The organism is Acidovorax sp. M2(2025), assembly GCF_049330835.1.
In the GTDB taxonomy this organism is placed as follows: domain Bacteria; phylum Pseudomonadota; class Gammaproteobacteria; order Burkholderiales; family Burkholderiaceae_C; genus Acidovorax.
This window is the reverse complement of sequence record NZ_CP186262.1, coordinates 3,927,107-3,947,693: the sequence shown is the minus strand read 5'-3', so window position 1 is coordinate 3,947,693 and position 20,587 is coordinate 3,927,107. Positions and strand designations below refer to the sequence as shown.

At 68.9% G+C, this 20,587-nt stretch carries 17 protein-coding genes; 16 read left to right on the top strand and 1 reads right to left on the bottom strand.

The window, feature by feature from the left end; genetic code table 11:
- Nucleotides 1-153 precede the first annotated feature (153 nt).
- From ACOYR3_RS18155 to ACOYR3_RS18095, 13 genes are all read left to right on the top strand, one after another.
- Nucleotides 154-2,052 (top strand): NAD(P)H-dependent oxidoreductase subunit E, encoded by a 1,899-nt coding sequence (locus ACOYR3_RS18155; RefSeq protein WP_422843713.1) that lies wholly within the window; start codon nt 154-156, stop codon nt 2,050-2,052.
- The gene (locus ACOYR3_RS18150) at nt 2,049-5,015 is read left to right on the top strand and encodes a molybdopterin-dependent oxidoreductase (RefSeq protein WP_422843712.1); all 2,967 of its coding nucleotides are present in this window, start codon (nt 2,049-2,051) and stop codon (nt 5,013-5,015) included. The genes ACOYR3_RS18155 and ACOYR3_RS18150 overlap by 4 nt, the downstream gene beginning before the upstream one ends.
- A 66-nt stretch (nt 5,016-5,081) precedes the next feature.
- Complete coding sequence (locus tag ACOYR3_RS18145; protein WP_422843711.1) at nt 5,082-5,648, top strand: DUF3305 domain-containing protein; 567 nt, start codon at nt 5,082-5,084, stop codon at nt 5,646-5,648.
- A complete protein-coding gene (locus ACOYR3_RS18140) occupies nt 5,641-6,396 on the top strand; it encodes a DUF3306 domain-containing protein (protein ID WP_422843710.1) in 756 nt (251 codons plus the stop codon). The genes ACOYR3_RS18145 and ACOYR3_RS18140 overlap by 8 nt, the downstream gene beginning before the upstream one ends.
- The gene (locus ACOYR3_RS18135; RefSeq protein WP_422843709.1) at nt 6,356-8,428 is read left to right on the top strand and encodes a 4Fe-4S dicluster domain-containing protein; all 2,073 of its coding nucleotides are present in this window, start codon (nt 6,356-6,358) and stop codon (nt 8,426-8,428) included. Before ACOYR3_RS18140 ends, ACOYR3_RS18135 begins: the two co-directional genes overlap by 41 nt.
- Entirely contained in the window at nt 8,425-9,078 is a 654-nt protein-coding gene (locus ACOYR3_RS18130) for a TorD/DmsD family molecular chaperone (RefSeq protein ID WP_422843708.1), read from the top strand. The genes ACOYR3_RS18135 and ACOYR3_RS18130 overlap by 4 nt, the downstream gene beginning before the upstream one ends.
- Before the next feature lie 145 nt (nt 9,079-9,223).
- Nucleotides 9,224-9,439 (top strand): formate dehydrogenase, encoded by a 216-nt coding sequence (locus tag ACOYR3_RS18125; protein ID WP_422843707.1) that lies wholly within the window; start codon nt 9,224-9,226, stop codon nt 9,437-9,439.
- A gap of 14 nt (nt 9,440-9,453) precedes the next feature.
- Nucleotides 9,454-12,423 carry a formate dehydrogenase subunit alpha gene (locus ACOYR3_RS18120; protein ID WP_422843706.1) on the top strand — a complete coding sequence of 990 codons (2,970 nt, stop codon included), beginning with the start codon at nt 9,454-9,456 and terminating at the stop codon, nt 12,421-12,423.
- 10 nt (nt 12,424-12,433) lie between these two features.
- Nucleotides 12,434-13,057, top strand: a complete 624-nt coding sequence (gene fdh3B / locus ACOYR3_RS18115; RefSeq protein ID WP_291489791.1) for a formate dehydrogenase FDH3 subunit beta — start codon at nt 12,434-12,436, stop codon at nt 13,055-13,057.
- Complete coding sequence (locus ACOYR3_RS18110) at nt 13,054-13,293, top strand: hypothetical protein (RefSeq protein ID WP_422843705.1); 240 nt, start codon at nt 13,054-13,056, stop codon at nt 13,291-13,293. The genes fdh3B and ACOYR3_RS18110 overlap by 4 nt, the downstream gene beginning before the upstream one ends.
- Nucleotides 13,294-13,301: 8 nt before the next feature.
- A complete protein-coding gene (locus ACOYR3_RS18105) occupies nt 13,302-14,492 on the top strand; it encodes a formate dehydrogenase subunit gamma (RefSeq protein ID WP_422843704.1) in 1,191 nt (396 codons plus the stop codon).
- A gap of 23 nt (nt 14,493-14,515) precedes the next feature.
- Nucleotides 14,516-14,917, top strand: coding sequence for a hypothetical protein (locus tag ACOYR3_RS18100; protein ID WP_422843703.1), 402 nt, complete (start codon nt 14,516-14,518; stop codon nt 14,915-14,917).
- A 171-nt stretch (nt 14,918-15,088) separates the two neighbouring features.
- Nucleotides 15,089-16,015 (top strand): formate dehydrogenase accessory sulfurtransferase FdhD, encoded by a 927-nt coding sequence (locus ACOYR3_RS18095; protein ID WP_422843702.1) that lies wholly within the window; start codon nt 15,089-15,091, stop codon nt 16,013-16,015.
- Here the strand turns inward: ACOYR3_RS18095 and ACOYR3_RS18090 are convergent.
- Nucleotides 16,012-16,467, bottom strand: a complete 456-nt coding sequence (locus tag ACOYR3_RS18090) for a MerR family transcriptional regulator (RefSeq protein ID WP_422843701.1) — start codon at nt 16,465-16,467, stop codon at nt 16,012-16,014. The genes ACOYR3_RS18095 and ACOYR3_RS18090 overlap by 4 nt on opposite strands.
- Nucleotides 16,468-16,562: 95 nt before the next feature.
- On the opposite strand from ACOYR3_RS18090, the gene ACOYR3_RS18085 reads away from it, so the two are divergent.
- The 3 genes from ACOYR3_RS18085 to ACOYR3_RS18075 all read left to right on the top strand — a co-directional run bounded on the left by ACOYR3_RS18085 (nt 16,563) and on the right by ACOYR3_RS18075 (nt 20,585).
- Nucleotides 16,563-17,480: an MBL fold metallo-hydrolase gene (locus ACOYR3_RS18085; protein ID WP_422843700.1), complete on the top strand. Its 918-nt coding sequence runs from the start codon at nt 16,563-16,565 to the stop codon at nt 17,478-17,480.
- An 87-nt stretch (nt 17,481-17,567) separates the two neighbouring features.
- Nucleotides 17,568-20,087, top strand: a complete 2,520-nt coding sequence (locus ACOYR3_RS18080; protein WP_422843699.1) for an ABC transporter permease — start codon at nt 17,568-17,570, stop codon at nt 20,085-20,087.
- A 69-nt stretch (nt 20,088-20,156) separates the two neighbouring features.
- Entirely contained in the window at nt 20,157-20,585 is a 429-nt protein-coding gene (locus ACOYR3_RS18075) for a group II truncated hemoglobin (RefSeq protein WP_422843698.1), read from the top strand.
- Nucleotides 20,586-20,587 lie beyond the last annotated feature (2 nt).

Here is a 20,587-nt window from a genome sequence, read left to right as displayed (position 1 = left end):
ACGGTCGGCGGCCGTTTCATTTGTTTTTGTGATCGCCCCATGTGCATCGGCAATTTGACGCACGCGGCCGCTGTGCCGGACACTGCGGCGCACCCGCGCCCTATGCAGGCGCCTTCATACCAAGAACCCACCGACGCCCCCGTCCCCCGGTCCATGAACCTTGCTTCCGAAGCGCCCACGGTGGCTGCCGTGTCCGTCAACGACCTGCGCGAGCGCATCCGCCGCAAAGGCCGCCTGAAGGGCCGCCAGCCCGAAGAGGCCGCCCTGGCCGATGTGGCACAGCTGCTGGGCCCGCGCCCGGCCGAAGGCTACCGGCGCGACCTGCTCATCGAATACCTGCACCGCCTGAACGACCACTTCGGCGTGCTGCACGACCGGCATCTGGTGGCGCTGGCACGGCAGATGAACCTGCCCATGGCCGAGGTGTACGAGGTGGCCAGCTTCTACCACCACTTCGACATCGTGCGCGGCGAAGAGGCCCAGGCGCCGCGCCTGGTGCTGCGCGTGTGCGACAGCCTGAGCTGCAGCATGGCCGGAGCCCGCGCGCTGCTGGCCGCATTGCCCGAGCGGCTGCGCGCAGCCGGGCAGGGCGATGTGCAGGTGCAGGCCGTGCCCTGCGTGGGCCGCTGCGAACAGGCGCCGGTGGCCGTGGTGCACCAATGCCCGGTGCCGCACGCCACGGTGGATGGGGTGATGGAAACGGTCCGTTCGAAGCCCAATCGGGCTGCAGCGCTTCACCCGCAAGCGCCAGCAGCTATCAATTTTGATATTTCGGGGCTGGCAGAGCACAGCGTGCCTGCGCAGCCCGAAGGCATCAGCCCGGCCCACACCGACCTCGCCACCTACCGCGCCCACGGCGGCTACCAGACGGCTGCTGCGCTGGTCAATGGCGAGATGGACGCTGAGGCAGTGCTGGCCGCCATGGAAGACTCGGGCCTGCGCGGCCTGGGTGGCGCAGGTTTCCCGGCCGGGCGCAAATGGCGCATCGTGCGGGACCAACCTGCGCCGCGCGTGATGGCCGTGAATATCGACGAGGGCGAGCCAGGCACCTTCAAGGACCGTACTTACCTCGAACGCGACCCGCACCGCTTTCTGGAGGGTGTGCTCATCGCCGCCCAGGTGGTGGGCACCGAGGCGGTCTACATCTACCTGCGCGACGAATACCACGGCTGCCGCGCGCTGCTGCAGGCGGCGCTGGAGGACCTGCGCGCCGAGCCGCCGTGCCCGCTGCCCCACATCGAACTGCGCCGTGGCGCAGGCGCGTATATCTGCGGCGAAGAGTCCGCCATGATCGAGAGCATCGAAGGCAAACGCGGCGAGCCGCGCATGCGCCCGCCCTACATCGCGCAGGTGGGCCTGTTCGGCCGGCCCACGCTGGAGCACAACTTCGAGACGCTGTACTGGGTGCGCGACATCGTGGAGCGCGGGCCAGAGTGGTTTGCCAGCTTTGGCCGCCACGGCCGCAAGGGGCTGCGCAGTTTCAGCGTCAGCGGCCGCGTGAAGCACCCGGGCGTCAAGCTCGCGCCCGCGGGCATCACCGTGCAGGAACTCATCGACGAATACTGCGGCGGCATGCTGGACGGCCACCAGCTCTATGCCTACCTGCCCGGCGGCGCCTCAGGCGGCATCCTGCCTGCCCGGCTGAACGACATCCCGCTGGACTTCGACACGCTGCAGCCGTACGGCTGCTTCATCGGCTCGGCCGCCGTCATCGTGCTCAGCCAGCACGACCGTGCGCGCGATGCGGCGCTGAACGTGATGCGCTTTTTTGAACACGAAAGCTGCGGCCAGTGCACGCCCTGCCGCGTGGGCACGGCCAAGGCGGCCACGCTGATGCAGGCGCCGCAGTGGGACGAAGAGCTGCTGGACGACCTGGCGCAGGTGATGGCCGACGCCTCCATCTGCGGCCTGGGCCAGGCGGCGCCCAACCCCATCCGCTGCATCCACAAGTACTTTGCGCACGAGGTGGGCGAGGGTCCCTGGCCGGGCGACCTGCCCAAGCCGCGCAACAGCCCGCTGGCCGAGCAACTGCCCAAGGGAGCCCAGCCATGAGCCGCTTGCAAGCAACCGGCGGCGTGGCGTTTGAGCTGGACGGCCAGCCCGTCACGGCGCAGCCGGGCGAGACCATCCTCAAGGCCGCGCAGCGCCACGGCGTGGAGATCCCGCACCTGTGCTACACCGACGGCCTGCGCCCCGATGGCAACTGCCGCGCCTGCGTGGTGGAGATCGCGGGCGAGCGCACGCTGGCGCCCAGCTGCTGCCGCGCGCCGACCGTAGGGATGAAGGTACAGGCCGCCAGCCCGCGCGCCCGCAAGAGCCAGCAGATGGTGGTGGAGATGCTGCTGTCGGACATGCCCGATGGGGGCTACCGCTGGAACGATGACAAGGAAGATGCTCCTGAATTGGTAGCTGTCAGCGCTTATCCATCAGGCGCTGGAGGTCCATTTGATTCAAATTCTCCCGAAGCGGTGGGGCAACACGGCGAGCTGAGCCAATGGGCGGATCGGATGGGGGTTGCGGTGCGCCCCGCATTGAAAGCCCTGCGCCGCGAGCAACCCGCGCCGGACCTGAGCCACCCCGCGATGGCCGTCAACCTGGACGCCTGCATTCAGTGCAACCGCTGCGTGCGCGCCTGCCGCGAGGAGCAGGTCAACGACGTCATCGGCTACGCGCTGCGCGGTGCCCAGAGCAAGATCGTCTTCGACCTGGACGACCCCATGGCCGAGAGCACCTGCGTGGCCTGCGGCGAATGCGTGCAGGCCTGTCCCACGGGCGCGCTCAGCCCCAAGACGCACATCGGCTCGCAAAAGGTGGACCGCAAGGTCGATTCGGTCTGCCCGTTCTGCGGCGTGGGCTGCCTCATCACCTACAACGTGCGCGATGAAAAGATCATCAGCGTGGAGGGCCGCGACGGCCCGGCGAACCATGGCCGCCTGTGCGTGAAAGGGCGCTTTGGCTTTGACTACGCCCACCATCCGGACCGCCTGACGGTGCCGCTGGTCCGCAAGCCCGGCGTGCCCAAGGAGGTGCGCCCCTACGGCGCCGACTGGCGGGACACCTTCCGCGAAGCCACGTGGGACGAGGCGCTGGACCTGGCCGCAGGCACGCTCAAAAACCTGCGCGACACGCACGGCCCCAAGGCGCTGGCGGGCTTCGGCTCGGCCAAGGGCAGCAACGAAGAGGCCTACCTGTTCCAGAAACTCGTGCGCACCGGCTTTGGCAGCAACAACGTGGACCACTGCACCCGCCTGTGCCATGCGTCCAGCGTGGCCGCGCTGCTCGAAGGTGTGGGCTCGGGGGCCGTGAGCAACCCGGTAAACGACGTGGAACATGCCGAGCTGATCTTTGTGATCGGCTCCAACCCCACGGCCAACCATCCCGTGGCGGCGACCTGGATGAAGAACGCGGCCAAGCGCGGGGCCAGAATCGTGCTGGCCGACCCGCGCGTGACGGACATCGGCCGCCACGCCTGGCGCACCCTGCAGTTCAAGGCTGACACCGACGTGGCCATGCTCAACGCGCTGATCCACACGGTGATTGACGAAGGTCTGGTGGATGAGGCTTTCATCAAGGAGCGCACCACCGACTTTGAAGCGCTCAAGGCCAACGTGCTGGCCTGCAGCCCCGAGGCCATGGCGCCCGTGTGCAGCATTCCGGCCGAGACGCTGCGCGAGGTCGCGCGGGCGTTTGCCACGGCCAAGTCTTCCATGATCCTTTGGGGCATGGGCGTGAGCCAGCATGTGCACGGCACCGACAATGCGCGCTGCCTGATCGCGCTGTGCGCCGTCACGGGCCAGATTGGCAAGCCCGGCTCGGGCCTGCACCCGCTGCGCGGCCAGAACAATGTGCAGGGCGCGAGCGACGCGGGGCTGATCCCGATGATGTTCCCCAACTACCAGCGCGTGGACAACGCGGGGGCGCATGCGTGGTTCGAAGGCTTCTGGGGCACCAAGCTCGACGAGGCACCGGGCTACACCGTGGTCGAGATCATGCACAAGGCCTTGGCGCCGGACAGTGACCCCCACAAGGTGCGCGGCATGTACATCATGGGCGAGAACCCCGCCATGAGCGACCCCGACCTGAACCACGCGCGCCACGCACTGGCCAGCCTGCAGCATCTGGTGGTGCAGGACATCTTCCTGACCGAAACCGCCTGGCTGGCCGACGTGGTGCTGCCCGCCAGCGCCTGGCCCGAAAAGACGGGCACCGCGAGCAACACCGACCGCATGGTGCAGATGGGCCGCCGCGCGCTGAATCCGCCGGGGGACGCGCGCCCCGACCTGTGGATCATTCAGCAGATCGCGCAGAGAGTGGGCCCCCACGCTCCGCACCTCGTGTCGTCGCTGCCCCCCGAGGGGGCCGGCCCCGCCTTGGGGCGGCCCGGCGGCGGGGCGGGTCTGAACTGGAACTACGAGGGCGAGGAATCCGGCGTGGCCGCCGTGTACGACGAAATGCGCCAGGCCATGCACGCGAGCATCGAGGGCATCAGCTGGGACCGGCTGGAGCGCGAGTCCAGCGTGACCTACCCCTGCCTCACGCCGGACGACCCTGGCCAGCCCATCGTGTTCAAGGAGCAGTTCCCCACGCCCACGGGCCGCCTCAAGCTCGTGCCCGCCAGCGTGATTCCAGCGGCCGAAAAGCCCGATGCCGACTACCCCCTGGTGCTCATCACCGGCCGCCAGCTGGAGCACTGGCACACCGGCAGCATGACGCGGCGCAGCACCGTGCTGGACGCCATCGAGCCCATGGCCACGGCCTCGCTGCACGGTGAAGAGCTGGCGCGGCTGGGCGTGGCGCCGGGCGCGCTGGTGGGCATCCGCTCGCGCCGCGGCATGCTGCAGGTGCGCGTGCGGCGCGACGACGGCACGCCCCGCGGCACGGTGTTCATGCCGTTCGCCTACGTGGAGGCGGCAGCCAACCTGCTCACCAACGCGGCGCTGGACCCGTTCGGCAAGATTCCGGAGTTCAAGTACTGCGCCGTGGCCGTCGAGAAACTCGAGGCCGCCGCCAACTGACGGCGCGCAAAGGGGCTTTGTGGAAATGGCGGCCCACGGTGCGGCGCCGGGGTACATTCCACGCCCATGACCGAACGCCCCTTCACCGACGTGGCCGTGATCATGCGCTGCGAGCGCATCGACAACCGCTGGCAGCCCTGGCGGTGGTCGCTGGCCGAGGTGGTGGTCCATGAACCCACCTTCGGCACCGAACCCCGGCCGCTGATCCAGGACGAGCGCGAGCAGCGCTGGCTGTTCCCCGGCTTTCGCGTGGAACTGTTCCGCGACGACGCGGAGGGCTACCACCTCAACCTCACCTCCCCGGCCCCCTGCTGGTTTGTGATGTGGCGCCGCGATGAAGACCCCGGCACCGAGGCAATCCCCTTGGCCCGCCCCGTGGCGGTGAGCCTGAGCTACCACGACGCCGGCCGTTGGCTGGACGCGCAGGAAACCGTGGAGCAGGTGCCCGCGGCACCGGAGGTGCTGGAGGTGCTGCGGGCCTTTGTGGCCGAGCACTACCAGCCCGAGCCCAAGCGCCGCAAGCGCCCCGACAGCTTCCGCCCGCTGCAGGACCGCTTTGGCAACCCCGCGTCGGTCAGCACGGAGAAACAGCGCGGTGGCGGCGGCCACGCCGGAGGTGCCGGCCATGGCTGACGGTTTCCTGGGCCGCTGGTCGCGCCGCAAGCAGGATGCGCGCGAAGGCAAGCCGCTGGCGCAAGAGCCTGCGGCCCCGGCCGTTCCCCCGGCGGCGGCGGGGGGGGCTGCACGCGCGCCAGCCGCGCAGACCAGCGCCGTTCCGCGCGCACCGGCCGTGCCGGCTTCCGCCCCTGCGGCACCCGTTGCTGCGCCGCCCGCAGAGGCACCGCCCCTGCCCACGCTGGCCGATGCCCAGGCCTTGACGCCTGCGTCGGACTTCAAGCCCTTCGTGGCGCGGGCCGTGCCGCCCGAGGTGCGCAACCTGGCCCTGAAGAAGCTCTTTGCCGACCCGCACTTCAACGTGATGGATGGGCTGGACATCTACGTGGGCGACTACACCCAGCCCGACCCGCTGCCCGCCGGCATGCTGCGCCAGATGGCCAGCGCCCATGCGCTGGGTCTGTTCGACCACGAGAAAGAGGCGCAGGCGCCGGCCCAGCCAGGGAACGCGGCCCAACCCGCTGCAATAGCCCCCGGCCCCGCTCAGCCTCGGGAAGCCGCGGGGGCGGCCGGTGCGCCGGACGTGGCACAGTCGGGGGTATGCACCGCTGTTCCTAGCGCTGCCCCCAGCGAGCCGGAGCCCGGCGCCGCCCCCAGGGCGGCCGCAGCGCCCGCCAGCCAACCCGAACATGACCACGACGCTTCTTTGCGATTGCAACCAGACCATGCCCCTCAGCGCGAAGGCGCTGGGCGCGGCACTGCATGAGGATGGGCTGACCGTCCATTCCACCCTGTGCCGCCGCGAGGCCGGGGCCTTCCAGAAAGCCATCCAGTCCGGCGAGGACGTGGTGGTGGCCTGCACCCAGGAACAGCGCCTGTTTGGCGAGCTGGGCCAGCAGACCGAGGGGGCGGTGTCGCCCATCCGCTTCGTGAACATCCGCGAGACGGGCGGCTGGAGCCGCGATGCCGCGCAGGCCAGCCCCAAGATCGCGGCCCTGCTGGCCGCGGCCCGCCTGCCCGAGCCCGAGCCGGTGCCCACCGTCACCTACCGCAGCGCCGGGCGCGTGCTCATCATCGGCCCGCTGGACCAGGCCGAGCAGGCCGCGGCCCTGGTGTCGGATGTGCTGGAGGTGACCCTGTTCACCCAAGGCCCGGGCAACGCGGGCGGCGCGCAGGCGCGGCGCTACCCGGTGCTGGGCGGGCGCATCACGGGCCTCACGGGCTGGCTGGGCGCGTTCGAGCTGCAGTGGCGTGCCGACAACCCCATCGACCTGGACCTGTGCACCCGCTGCAATGCCTGCGTGGCCGCCTGCCCCGAGAACGCCATCGGCCTGGACTACCAGATCGACCTGGCGGCCTGCCAGTCGCACCGCGCTTGCGCCGGGGTGTGCCAGGTGGCGGGCGCCATCGATTTCAGCCGCGACGCTGGGCTGCAGACCGAGCGCTTCGATCTGGTGCTGGACCTGCGCCCGGCCAACGCCACGCCCACCTTCCTGCAGCACGCGCTGCCGCAGGGCTACTTCCGCTGGGACGGCAGCGACATGGCGGCCTTGCTCCGGCTGCGCGAACTGGTGGGCGAGTTCGAGAAGCCGAAGTTCTTCGTCTACAAGCAAAAGCTCTGCGCCCACAGCCGCAACGAAACCGTGGGCTGCAACGCCTGCGTGGACATCTGCTCGGCCGAGGCCGTCAGCAGCGACAAGAGCCACCAGCGCGTCGTGGTGAACCCCAACCTGTGCGTGGGCTGCGGCGCCTGCACCACGGTGTGCCCCACCGGCGCGCTGACCTATGCCTACCCGCGTGCGGCAGAGCAGGGCAACAAGCTCAAGACGCTGCTGTCCACTTATGCCGCGGCCGGCGGCAAGGACGCGGTGCTGCTGCTGCACAGCCAGGAGCGCGGACAGGCGCTGGTGGAGGAACTGGGCCGTGCCGCGCAGCTGAAGCTGGCGCACGGCGTGCCCGCCAACGTGATCCCCGTGGCCCTGTGGCACACGGCCAGTACCGGCGTGGACCTGTGGCTGAGCGCCATCGCCTACGGCGCCTCGCGGGTGGTGGTGCTCGGCACCAGCGAGGAAGCCCCGCAGTACCTGGACGGCCTGCAGGCCCAGATGGACGTGGCGCAGACGATTCTTCGCGGCCTGGGCTACACCGGCACCCACCTGAAACTGCTGCGAGCCACCCACCCCACCGAGCTGGACGCGGCCTTGCAGGCGCTGGCGCAGACGCGCCAGAAGATCCCCGCCGTGGCGGCGCGCTTTGCGGTGGCGCAGGAAAAGCGCAGCACCCTCGATATGGCGCTAGACCACCTGGTGGAGCAGGCGCCGTTGCCCCCGGCCGAGCGGCCCGCCGCCATCGCGCTGCCGGCTGCGGGCTCGCCCCTGGGCACGATCGAGGTCCACAAGGACCGCTGCACCCTGTGCCTGAGCTGCGTGGGCGCGTGCCCGGCCAGCGCCCTGCAGGACAACCCGCAGGCGCCCCAGCTGCGCTTCATTGAAAAGAATTGCGTGCAATGCGGCCTGTGCGCCGCCACCTGCCCGGAGGACGCCATCACCCTGCAGCCGCGGCTGCTGCTGACGCCCGAGCGCTCGCAGCCGCGCGTGCTCAACGAGGCCCAGCCCTGGGCCTGCGTGCGCTGCGGCAAGCCGTTCGGCACGGTCAAGGCCATCGAAGCCATGCTGGGCAAGCTCGCGGGGCACGCCATGTTCCAGGGCGAGGCGCTGGAGCGCCTGAAGATGTGCAGCGACTGCCGCGTGATCGACCTGTACTCCGCCCAAAACGAAAAGAAAGTGACCGACCTGTGAGCGAACCGTTGAGCGCCACCTCCACCGCCCCCCTGGCCCCCCGCGGCAGCAGTGCCGCGCTGGACGAAGAGACCGCGCGGGCCGAGCTGTACGGGCTGCTGTCGCAGCTGTACTACGCGGTGCCGGGCGCGGACCTGCTGGCGGCCCTGCGCGTGGCCGTGACGGAGGCGCCCAGCGCCGGCGGTTTCCTGCAGGAACCCTGGCAGCAGCTGGTGGGCGCCGCGCGCGCGCAGTCCGATGCCGACATCGCGCGCGAGTTCGACCGCCTCTTCGGCGGCGTGGGCAAGCCCGAGGTGTACCTGTTCGGCTCCCACTACCTGAGCGGCTTCCTCAACGAGAAACCGCTGGTCCGCCTGCGTGCGGACCTGGACCGCCTGGGCCTTGCCCGCGACGAAGCCGCCATGCCCGAGACCGAGGACCACGTGGCCTACCTGTGCGAGGTCATGCGCTACCTGATCGCGGGCGACGACATGGCTGTCTGCAACCTGACGGCGCAGCGCGATTTTTTTGCCGCGCATCTGCAGCCCTGGCTTGCGGCGCTGTGCGATGCACTGGCGTCGCACCCGCAGGCGCGCTTTTATGCCGCGGTGGCCCAATTCACGCGGGCCTTCGCCGCGGTGGAAACGCAAGGGTTCGACATGCTGGAATGAACCTTCGCGCCCAGGCCGCTTGCGCCGGGTGCTATCAAAGATGAGTAAGACAGTCGGGGGTGTAAAGCGCCATTGCAGGGATTTACACGGTGGCATAGACTGTATGAATTTCGTTTCATAGCTGCCAGCCCTTCTGGAGACAAGCATGCAGAACAGCCAGCCCCATTCCTCGCGCCGCAGCTTCTTTGCCGGCGCCGCCACGGTCGGTGCCGCCGCCGCTGCCGTGGCCACGCTTCCCCATGCCGTGCCTGCCGCTTCAGACGACCTGGCCGCAGCGCCCGCCCGGCCCGTGCCCGAAAACGGTGGTGGATACCACCTGTCGGCGCATGTGAAGCAGTACTACAAGACCACCCAGATCTGACCGCGGGACGCGCCATGTTGCTTACCAAGAAGTCTCCCCACACCCCGCAGAGCCCCGCCTCTGCGGCGTCTCCCTTTGTTCACAGCCTGCGCCGGGGCTTGTCCCACGCGCTGCCCACCATGGACCGCCGGTCTTTCCTGCGCCGCTCCGGACTGGGCGTTGGCGTCGGCCTGGCCGCGTCGCAGCTCACGCTGGTGAAAAAGTCCCAGGCTGCCGAGGGCACCAAGGTGGGCCTGGGCGACAGCAAGCTGGAAGTGCGCCGCACCGTGTGCACCCACTGCTCGGTGGGCTGCGCGGTGGACGCCGTGGTCGAGAACGGCGTGTGGGTGCGGCAGGAGCCGGTGTTCGACTCGCCTATCAACCTGGGATCGCATTGCGCCAAGGGCGCGGCCCTGCGCGAGCACGGCCATGGCGAGTACCGCCTGCGCTACCCCATGAAGCTCGTCAACGGCAAGTACGAGCGCATCAGCTGGGACACGGCCCTCAACGAGATCACGGCCAAGATGCAGGAGCTGCGCAAGGCCAGCGGCCCCGACAGCGTGTACTTCGTGGGCTCGTCCAAGCACAACAACGAACAGGCCTACCTGCTGCGCAAGTTCGTGAGCTTCTGGGGCACCAACAACTGCGACCACCAGGCGCGTATCTGCCACTCCACCACCGTGGCGGGCGTGGCGAACACCTGGGGCTACGGGGCCATGACCAATTCGTACAACGACATGCAGAACAGCAAGGTCGCCCTGTACATCGGCTCCAACGCGGCCGAGGCCCACCCGGTGTCCATGCTGCACATGCTGCATGCCAAGGAAACCGGCTGCAAGATGATCGTGGTGGACCCGCGGTTCACCCGCACGGCCGCCAAGGCCGACGAATACGTGCGCATCCGTTCGGGCACCGACATCCCGTTCCTGTTCGGCCTGCTGTACCACATCTTCAAGAACGGCTGGGAAGACAAGCAGTACATCCACGACCGTGTCTACGGCATGGACAAGGTGCGCGAAGAAGTCCTGGCCAAGTGGACCCCCGACAAGGTGGAAGAGGCCTGCGGCGTCAAGGAAGACCAGATGTTCAAGGTCGCCAAGATGCTGCACGACAACAACCCCGGCACCATCGTCTGGTGCATGGGCCAGACGCAGCACACCATCGGCAACGCCATGGTGCGCGCCTCGTGCATCCTGCAGCTGGCGCTGGGCAACGTGGGCAAGTCCGGCGGCGGCACCAACATCTTCCGCGGCCACGACAACGTGCAGGGCGCCACCGACGTGGGCCCCAACCCTGACTCGCTGCCCGGCTACTACGGCCTGGCCGAAGGCTCTTGGAAGCATTTCGCCGCTGTGTGGGGCGTGGACTACGAGTGGATCAAGAAGCAGTACGCCTCGCCCGCGATGATGACCAAGAACGGCATCACCGTGTCGCGCTGGATTGACGGCGTGCTGGAGAAGAACGAGCTCATCGACCAGGACTCCAACCTGCGCGGGGTGTTCTTCTGGGGGCACGCGCCCAACTCGCAAACCCGTGGCCTCGAGATGAAGCGCGCCATGGACAAGCTGGACCTGCTGGTGGTGGTGGACCCGTACCCGTCGGCCACCGCCGCCATGGCCGCCATGCCGGGCAAGGCCGAAGACCTCAACCCCAACCGCGCGGTGTACCTGCTGCCGGCCGCCACGCAGTTCGAGACCAGCGGCTCGTGCACGGCGTCCAACCGCTCCATCCAGTGGCGCGAGAAGGTGATTGAGCCCCTGTGGGAGAGTCGCAGCGACCACATGATCATGTACCAGTTCGCGCAGAAGCTGGGCTTTGCCGACGAGCTGGTCAAGAACTACAAGCTGCAGAAAGTGAAGGGCATGGACGAACCCGTGCCCGAGGACATCCTGCGCGAGATCAACCGCAGCGTCTGGACCATTGGCTACACCGGCCAGAGCCCCGAGCGCCTCAAGGCCCACATGAAGAACATGCACCTGTTCGACGTGAAGACCCTGAAGGCCAAGGGCGGCAAGGACAAGGACACGGGCTACGACTTCACGGGCGACTACTTCGGGCTGCCCTGGCCCTGCTACGGCACGCCCGAACTCAAGCACCCCGGCTCGCCCAACCTGTACGACACCTCCAAGCACGTCATGGAAGGCGGCGGCAACTTCCGCGCCAACTTCGGCGTGGAAAAGGACGGCGTGAACCTGCTGGCCGAGGACGGCTCGCATTCGCTGGGCTGCGAGATCACCACCGGCTACCCCGAGTTCGACCACGTGCTGCTCAAGAAGCTGGGCTGGTGGGACGACCTCTCGGACGCCGAGAAGGCCAAGGCCGAGGGCAAGAACTGGAAGACCGACCCCACGGGGGCCATCATCCGCGTGGCCATGAAGCACGGCTGCCACCCGTTTGGCAACGCCAAGGCGCGCGCGGTGGTGTGGAACTTCCCCGACGCCATTCCGCAGCACCGCGAGCCGCTGTACGGCACGCGTCCTGACCTGGTGGCCAAGTACCCCACGCACGACGACAAGAAGGCCTTCTGGCGCCTGCCCACGCTGTACAAGACCGTGCAGGAAAAGAACGTGGCCGACAAGGTGTCCGAGAAGTTTCCGCTCATCCTCAGCTCGGGCCGTCTGGTGGAGTACGAGGGCGGCGGCGAGGAAACCCGCTCCAACCCCTGGCTGGCCGAACTGCAGCAGGAGGCGTTCGTCGAGATCAACCCCAAGACCGCAGCCGACCGCAGCATCCGCAACGGCGAGCGTGTGTGGCTGAGCTCGCCCACGGGGGCCCGCATCAACGTGCAGGCGCTGGTCACCGAGCGCGTGGCGCCCGACACGGTGTGGATGCCGTTCCACTTCTCGGGCCGCTGGCAAGGGGCCGACCTGCTGGCCTACTACCCCAAGGGGGCCGCGCCGGTGGTGCGCGGCGAGGCGGTGAACACTGCCACGACCTATGGCTACGACAGCGTGACCATGATGCAAGAAACCAAGACCACGATCTGCAACGTGGAACGCGCTTAAGGAGGCAGCGATGGCACGAATGAAATTCATCTGCGACGCCGAGCGCTGCATCGAGTGCAACAGCTGCGTCACCGCCTGCAAGAACGAGCACGAGGTGCCCTGGGGCGTGAACCGCCGCCGCGTGGTCACGCTCAACGACGGCGTGCCCGGCGAAAAGTCCATCTCGGTGGCCTGCATGCACTGCAGCGACGCGCCCTGCATGGCGGTCTGCCCGGTCAACTGCTTCTACCGCACCGAAGAGGGCGTGGTGCTGCACGACAAGGACGTGTGCATCGGCTGCGGCTACTGCAGCTATGCCTGCCCCTTCGGCGCGCCGCAATTCCCGTCGCAGGGCACGTTTGGCGTGCGCGGCAAGATGGACAAGTGCACGTTCTGCGCCGGCGGCCCCGAAACCCACGGCAGCCAGGCCGAATTCGAGAAATATGGCCGCAACCGCCTGGCCGAAGGCAAGCTGCCCGCCTGCGCCGAGATGTGCTCCACCAAGGCCCTGCTGGCCGGCGACGGCGACGTCGTGGCGGACATCTTCCGCAACCGGGTCGTGCAGCGCGGCAAGGGCGCCGAAGTCTGGGGCTGGGGCACGGCCTACGGTTCGCAACAAGCGGGGCAACCGCCCGCAGGAGGCAACAAGTCATGAACAGCCGCACCGCTACCACCCTGATGGCCGTGCTGGCCGCTGCCGCGCTGGCGGCTTGCGGCGAAAAGCCGCAGACCGGCGCAGGCATCCGCAGCGATGCGCCACCCTACGCCGGTACCGGAAGCAACTTCACCCAGGCGGGCTGGAAAGCGGGCGACAAGGCCAGCTGGGAGTCCGAGCTGAAGGCGCGCCAGCAGTACGGCCAGAACGAATACACCCGCACGCAGACCAAGTGAGGCCCGCCATGCAACACATCCTATGGTCGGTGGCGCTGGCGGCGGGCCTGGCCTGGGGCACGGCCGGGGCGCAAGCCCCCGCTGCACCGGAGCCTGCGGTGCCCGCTGCGGCCGCGCCTGCGGGCATCCAGAGCCAGAACATCTTCGAGGTGAAGCCCGACGCCAGTGCCGATCCGCACTACACCGAGCAGACCAATGGCGAGCGCGCCAAGGTCCAGCCCGGCAACAACGCCCCCATGTGGCGCCAGGTGGGGCAGGGCGTGACGGGCTACAGCAGCCTGCCCAAGAGCCAGGCCCCCGAGGCGGGCAACCTGATCCAGTCCTTCGTGCAGTACCCCGGATCGCGCTACACCAACGCGGGCGAGGCCTGGCGCCAGGTGCGCAACCAGTGGATCATCCCGTATGGTGCAGCGCTGCTTGCCATCGTGCTGCTGGCCCTGGCCATCTTCTACTTCGTGAAGGGCCCTCTGGGGCACGACCACCCAGACGGATCGGGCGCGCGCCGCATCGAGCGCTTCACGCCGTTCGAGCGCGCGGCCCACTGGGCCAATGCGTTCGCCTTTCTTGCGCTGGCGGCCTCGGGCATCGTCATGGCGTTTGGCAAGTTCTTCCTGCAGCCCGTCCTGGGGGCCACGCTGTTCGGCTGGCTCACCTATGCGCTCAAGAACGTGCACAACTTCATGGGTCCGCTGTTTGCCGTGTCCCTGCTGGTGATCATCGTCACCTTCGTCAAGGACAACATCGCCAACCGTGCGGACTTCATCTGGCTCTCCAAGGCCGGCGGCATGCTGGGCGGCGACCACCAGGTGCCTTCCCACCGCTTCAACGCGGGCGAGAAAGGGCTGTTCTGGTGGGGCATCACCATCCCGGGGATCTTCGTGGTGGGCTCGGGGCTGGTGCTGGACAAGCTCATCCCGGGGTTCGGCGACGTGCGCGGCGACATGCACATCGCCCACATGGTCCACGCCACGCTGGCGATCTGGATGGTGGCGCTGATCTGCGGCCACATCTACATGGGCACGGTGGGCATGAAGGGCGCCTACAAGGCCATGAAGACCGGCTACGTGAGCGAGGGCTGGGCCCGGGAGCACCACGAGCTCTGGTACGAGGACATCCAGGCCGGCAAGATCCCGCGCGAGCGCAGCACCGAAGCCAAGGCCCCCGGCCAGGCACCGGCCAACCCCACCGTTCAGGCATGAGGTTTTCCATGGCGAAGTTGACGATGACGAAACCGATCCGCACCCGCGCGTGGCGCACCGCGGCAGCGCTGGGCGCGGCCGCGCTGTGCACGCTGGCTTCGGCCAAGCTGCCCCCGCCGTCCCCCGAGGCCGCGGCCAAGGCCGCCGAAGCTGCCGCCAAGGCCGGCTGGAGCGCCAAGGTGGACAACTACAAGCTCTGCCAGGCCCAGGACCGCGTGGCCGCCCACTACCGCAAGACCACGCCGTCGGCCAAGCCGGCCACGGCCGCGGGCGCTGCGTGCATGGACCCGGGGCCCTTTGCCTACACCCCTCCCGAGGCCAAGCCCCTGGAGGCCGCGGGCGCGCACTCGCCCACCGGCACGGCGGCAAGCCCGCACAACACCGCGGTGCCAGCCGCAGCAGGCGCCTCGGCCCCCAAGCCCTGAGCGGCCGGCGCCTCCCGGCGCGGGAACCGCACGTCCCTGCCGCGGGCCTGCCCTGTTGTCCCCCATGCCGCGCTGCAGCCCCTGCAGCGCGGCTTTGTTTTTGGTGCGCTGTGCGAGCCAGGGCGATCCCCGGTTTCAGCATCCCTTGTCCGCAATGCGTACATTTGGCCCATGACCGCCCCGATTTCCTCCCCTGATCCTGTTGTGGCTTCTCCCGTGGCCCCCGGGCCGCGCCTGACCGCGGCGCACGCGCCCTTGACGCACAGCGTCACGGTCGTCAATGAGCATGGCCTGCAGGAAACGGTGCAGATCCCGGCTGAGCGGCCGCTCACGGTGTATGTGGACCGGCGCGAGCTCGTCACCCTCATGACGCTGGGTGCGCACCCCGAACTGCTGGTGCTGGGCTACCTGCGCAACCAGCGCCTGGTGGATTCGGTGTCGGACATCGAGTCCATCACGGTGGACTGGGAGGTGCATGCGGCCGCCGTGCGCACGCGCCACGGCATCGCACGGCTGGACGAGCGCACGGCCACCAAGGTGGTGACCACCGGCTGCGGCCAGGGCAGCGTGTTCGGCGGCCTGATGGACGCGGTGGACCGCATCGCCCTGCCCGAGGCCCGGCTCACGCAAGGCCAGCTGTACGGCATCGTGAACGCCATCCGGCTCAAGGAGACCACCTACAAATCCGCCGGGTCGGTGCACGGCTGTGCGCTGTTCCGCGGCGAGGAACTGCTGGTGTTCGTGGAAGACGTGGGCCGGCACAACGCCATCGACACCATTGCCGGCTGGATGTGGATGAACCCCGAGCCGGCCGGTGGCGCCGGCCCCGCGCAGGCCCCCATGTCCGGCACGGACAAGGTGTTCTACACCACCGGCCGCCTGACCAGCGAGATGGTCATCAAATCCGCCCAGATGGGCGTGCCCATCGTGGTGTCGCGCAGCGGCATGACGCAAATGGGCCACGCGGTGGCGCAGCAGCTGGGCCTGTGCGCCATCGGGCGTGCAACCAACCGCCGGTTCGTGTGCTACAGCGGCGCGCACCGGCTGGTGCTGCAACCGGAATTGGCGCAGCCGGCGGCGGCCGCCACGGCGGGCTAAGAACGCCTGCCTTCGCTCCTTGCGAAGGCGCGCCGTACCACCGCCACGCCCGCCCCGCTGGCGCTGTCGGGTGCCGTTGCGTGCGCCGTGGAGACGGGCCGGCGCGGGTCGCATTGCAGCGCGTCGAAGGTGGCGTGGAGCTCTTTTTTCAGCGTTCTGAGCTGTGTCATGTGGGCGTCGATCTGCGCAAGCTTGGCCTTGAGCTGCTGTTCGATCTCGGTACGGCCGAACGTGCCTTGCGCCAGTTGGGGCTGGATGGCTTGGATCTCTGCCAATGAAAATCCCAACCCTTGCGCACCGCGCACAAATTGCAGCGCAGCCACGTGGGCCTGGCTGTAGGTGCGGTAGCCATTGGCCTGGCGCTGCGGCGGGGGGATGAGGCCTTGCTTTTCGTAGTAGCGAACGGTGTCGGCCGAGACCCCGACCGCCTGGGCGATTTGACTGACGTTCATGGTGGCGCGGGTGGAAATGCGTTTGCAATGCGGCCTTGACATTGGAGCATAGACCAAGCTTTACGCTGCGTCCCTTTGGCTCCTACGACAAAACCATGCCCTGCTTTCGCACCCGCTTTTGCACGCTCCTCGCCTCGGCTTTCATGGCCGTCGCGGCGCATGCCCAGACTCCCGTGCCGAGCCCTGCCACGCTCCCGGACGTCGGCTTTGCCATCATCAAGACATCGCAAGTCGCCGTGCCCGAAGTGCTGCTGGTGCCCGGCGGCAGCGTGACCCGGCAGGTGCACTCCAACTTCTCCGCGTTCCTGGTCAAGCACCACAACGACTTTCTGCTGTTCGACACCGGCATGGGCAGCCAGATCGACCGCCAGTACCAGCAGGGGATGCCGCTGTGGTGGCGCCCCTTCTTCAAGTACGACAAGCCCGTGGCAAGCGCCCGCGCGCAGCTGGACCAGGCGGGCATGCCGCCGCTCAAGCGCGTGATTCTCAGCCACAGCCATTGGGACCATGCGGGCGGTGTGCAGGACTTTCCCGAGGCGTCGGTGGGTGTTGCCGCCGCGGAGCTCGTCCGGGTACACGCCCCCAGCACCGGGCCCGGGGGCACCTGGGAATCGCAAATCGGGGCAGCTTCCATTCAATGGGAGCCTTTGGTGTTCCAGCCCGTGCCTTTCAAGGGCTACCCGGAAAGCCTGGATGTCTTCGGGGATGGCGCCGTGGTGCTGGTGCCGATGCCGGGCCACACCCCGGGCTCCGTGGGGTTGTTTGTCACGGTGGATTCCGGCAAGCAGTATTTCCTGGTGGGCGACGTGGTCTGGACCATGGCAGCCCTGCAGCAGGGGGCGCCCAAGTTCTGGGTGGCCGGCAAGCTGGTGGACGACGACGCACTGCAAACGCAGGCCAGCCTGGAAAAGCTGCGGAGGCTGGTGCAGTCCGAGCCGGACCTGGTCGTGATCCCCGCGCACGACAGCGCCGTACAAGATCCCTTGGGGTACTTTCCGGCCTGGGTGCGATGAACTGATCGGGGACTCTGCTGCCCCCGGCATCCTTGGCCAAACACCCCGCAGACCGTTGGCCCGTTCCCTTTGCGATAAGGTAATGGGATGAATTTCTCTTTTCTGCGCCTGGGCTGGCGCACCCTGGTGCGCGATCTGCGCGCCGGCGAGTTGCGGTTGCTGATCGTGGCGGTGGCGCTGGCGGTGGCGGCGCTGACGGCCGTGGGCTTCTTTGCCGACCGGCTGCAGGGCGGCCTGCAGCGCGATGCGCTGCAACTGCTGGGCGGCGACGTGGTGGTGGCCAGCGACAACCCCACGCCCACAGCGTTTGGGGAGCGGGCGCAGGCGCTGGGCTTGCAGGCGGTGACCACGGTGGGCTTTCCCACCATGGGCCGCGCCAGCGATGCGCAGGGCGGTGCAAGCAAGCTGGTGGCCCTCAAGAGCGTGCCCCCGGGCTACCCGCTGCGCGGCAGCCTCACCGTGGCCGATGCGCCGGGCGCCATCGACCAGCCCACGCGCGACATTCCCGCGCGCGGCGAAGTGTGGGTGGATGCGCCCCTGCTGGAGTCGCTGAACCTGGGCATGGGCGACAAGCTGCTGCTGGGCGATTCGCAGCTGCGCATCGCGCGCATCATCGTCATCGAGCCCGACCGGGGGGCCGGGTTCATGAGCTTTGCGCCCCGCGTGATGATCAACGAGGCCGACCTCCCGGCCACCGGCCTGGTGCAGCCGGCCAGCCGGCTGACCTACCGCTTCGCCGTGGCCGGCCCGGCAGGCGCCGTCAAGGCCTTCAACGAATGGGCCGTTGCCGAAGCCAGGAAGCCCGAGGTGCATGGCGTGCGCGTGGAGTCGCTGGAAAGCGGGCGCCCAGAAATGCGCCAGACGCTGGACAGGGCGCAAAAATTCCTCAGCCTCGTGGCCCTGCTCGCCGCGCTGCTGTCGGCCGTGGCCGTGGCGCTGGCCGCGCGCGGCTTTGCGGCCGAGCACCTGGACGCTTCGGCCATGCTGCGCGTGCTGGGGCAGAGCCAGCGCACCATCGCAGGCGCCTACACCGCCGAATTCGCGCTGGTCGGCCTGTTTGCCAGCGCGCTGGGGGTGGCGATGGGCTACGGGGTGCACTACGCCTTTGTGCTGCTGCTGGCGGGCCTGGTCGAGTCGGCCCTGCCGCCGCCCAGCCTGTGGCCGGTGGCGTTCGGGCTGGGCATGGGGCTCACGCTGCTGTTCGCGTTTGGCCTGCCGCCCGTGCTGCAGCTGGCCCAGGTGCCGCCGCTGCGCGTCATCCGCCGCGACGTGGGCGGGCTCAAGCCGGCGTCGCTCGTGGTGCTGGGCGTGGGCATCGCCGGCTTTGCCGCCCTGCTGCTGGCCGTGAGCAGCGACCTCAGGCTGGGCGCCATTGCCGTGGGGGGCTTTGCAGGGGCCGTGGCCCTGTTCGCGGGGTTGTCGTGGGTGGCGGTGAAGCTGCTGCGCAGGAGCGTGAATGAAACGACCGCGCCGCGCTGGCTGGTGCTGGCCACGCGGCAGATCTCGGCCCGGCCGGCCTACGCCGTGGTGCAGGTCAGCAGCCTGGCCGTGGGCCTGCTGGCGCTGGTGCTGCTGGTGCTGCTGCGCACCGACCTGGTGGACAGCTGGCGCCGGGCCACGCCGCCCGATGCGCCCAACCGCTTCGTCATCAACGTCATGCCCGACCAGGCCGATGCGTTCCAGCAGGCGCTCAAGGACGGCGGCGTGGCCCGGTACGACTGGTATCCCATGATCCGCGGGCGCCTGGTGGCCGTGAACGGCGAGCCCGTGGGCCCCGACCACTACACCGACGACCGCGCCAAGCGCCTGGTGGACCGCGAGTTCAACCTCTCCAACGCGGTGCAGGCGCCGGCCCACAACCCCATCGTGGCAGGGCAGTGGACGCCCGGGGAGCAGGGCGCCATCAGTGTGGAGGAAGGCATCGCCGAGACGCTGGGCCTGAAGCTGGGCGACCGCCTGCGGTTCGACATGGGCGGCGTGCTGAGCGAGGCGCGCATCACCAGCCTGCGCAAGGTGGACTGGGGCTCCATGCGGGCCAACTTCTTCGTGATGTACCCGGTGGCGGAGCTCCCGGACGTGCCCGTCACCTACCTGGCGGCCTACCGGGCGCCGGAGGTGCATGGCTTTGACAACGCCCTGGTGCGGCAGTTTCCCAACATCACCAACGTGGACATGGGTGCCACCATCGCGCAGGTGCAGCGCGTGCTGGACCAGGTGATCCGCGCCGTGGAGTTCCTGTTCGCCTTCACGCTCGCGGCCGGGCTGGTGGTGCTGTTTGCCGCCGTCACCGCCACGCGCGAGGAGCGTGCGCGCGAGTACGCCATCATGCGCGCCGTGGGGGCGCGGGCCAGCCTGCTGCGCCAGGTGCAGCGTGCCGAGCTGGCCGGCGTGGGCCTGCTGGCGGGCTTTCTGGCCAGCGCGGTGGCCGTGGGCGTGGGCTGGGCGCTGGCGCGTTTCGTCTTCGACTTCACCTGGACCGCCGCGCCCTGGGTGCCCCTGGCGGGCGCCGTCGCCGGGGCCGTGCTGGCGCTGGCGGCCGGCTGGTGGGGGCTGCGCGAGGTGCTGCTGCGGCCGGTGGTGGACACCCTGCGGCGCGCCGCCGAGTGAGGGTGGCTGGATACTATAAAATTGATAGCTGTTTGCGCTTGCTGCAAAAGCGCTGGAGCCTGATTTTCCATGAATGTTGATTCCACGGACGCATCTTCCGCCCCGGCAGCGCAGCCGGCAGCCACGCCGTACGAGTGGATCGGCGGCGAAGCGCGCGTGCATGCGCTGGTCGAGCGCTTCTACGACCTGATGGACCTGGAGCCCGCCTACGCCGAGCTGCGCGCCGCCCACGGCAGCGAGTTGGACTCCGCGCGCCAGAAGCTGTTCTGGTTTCTGTGCGGCTGGCTGGGCGGGCCTGACCACTACCAAAGCCGCTTCGGGCACCCGCGCCTGCGCATGCGGCACCTGCCGTTTTCCATTGGCATCAAGGAGCGCGACCAATGGGTGGCCTGCATGGACCAGGCCATGGGCGAGACCGGCGTGCCGCCGCAGCTGCGTGCGCGGCTGAAGGAGAGCTTCATGGGCACGGCCGACTGGATGCGCAACAAGGGCGTGTGACC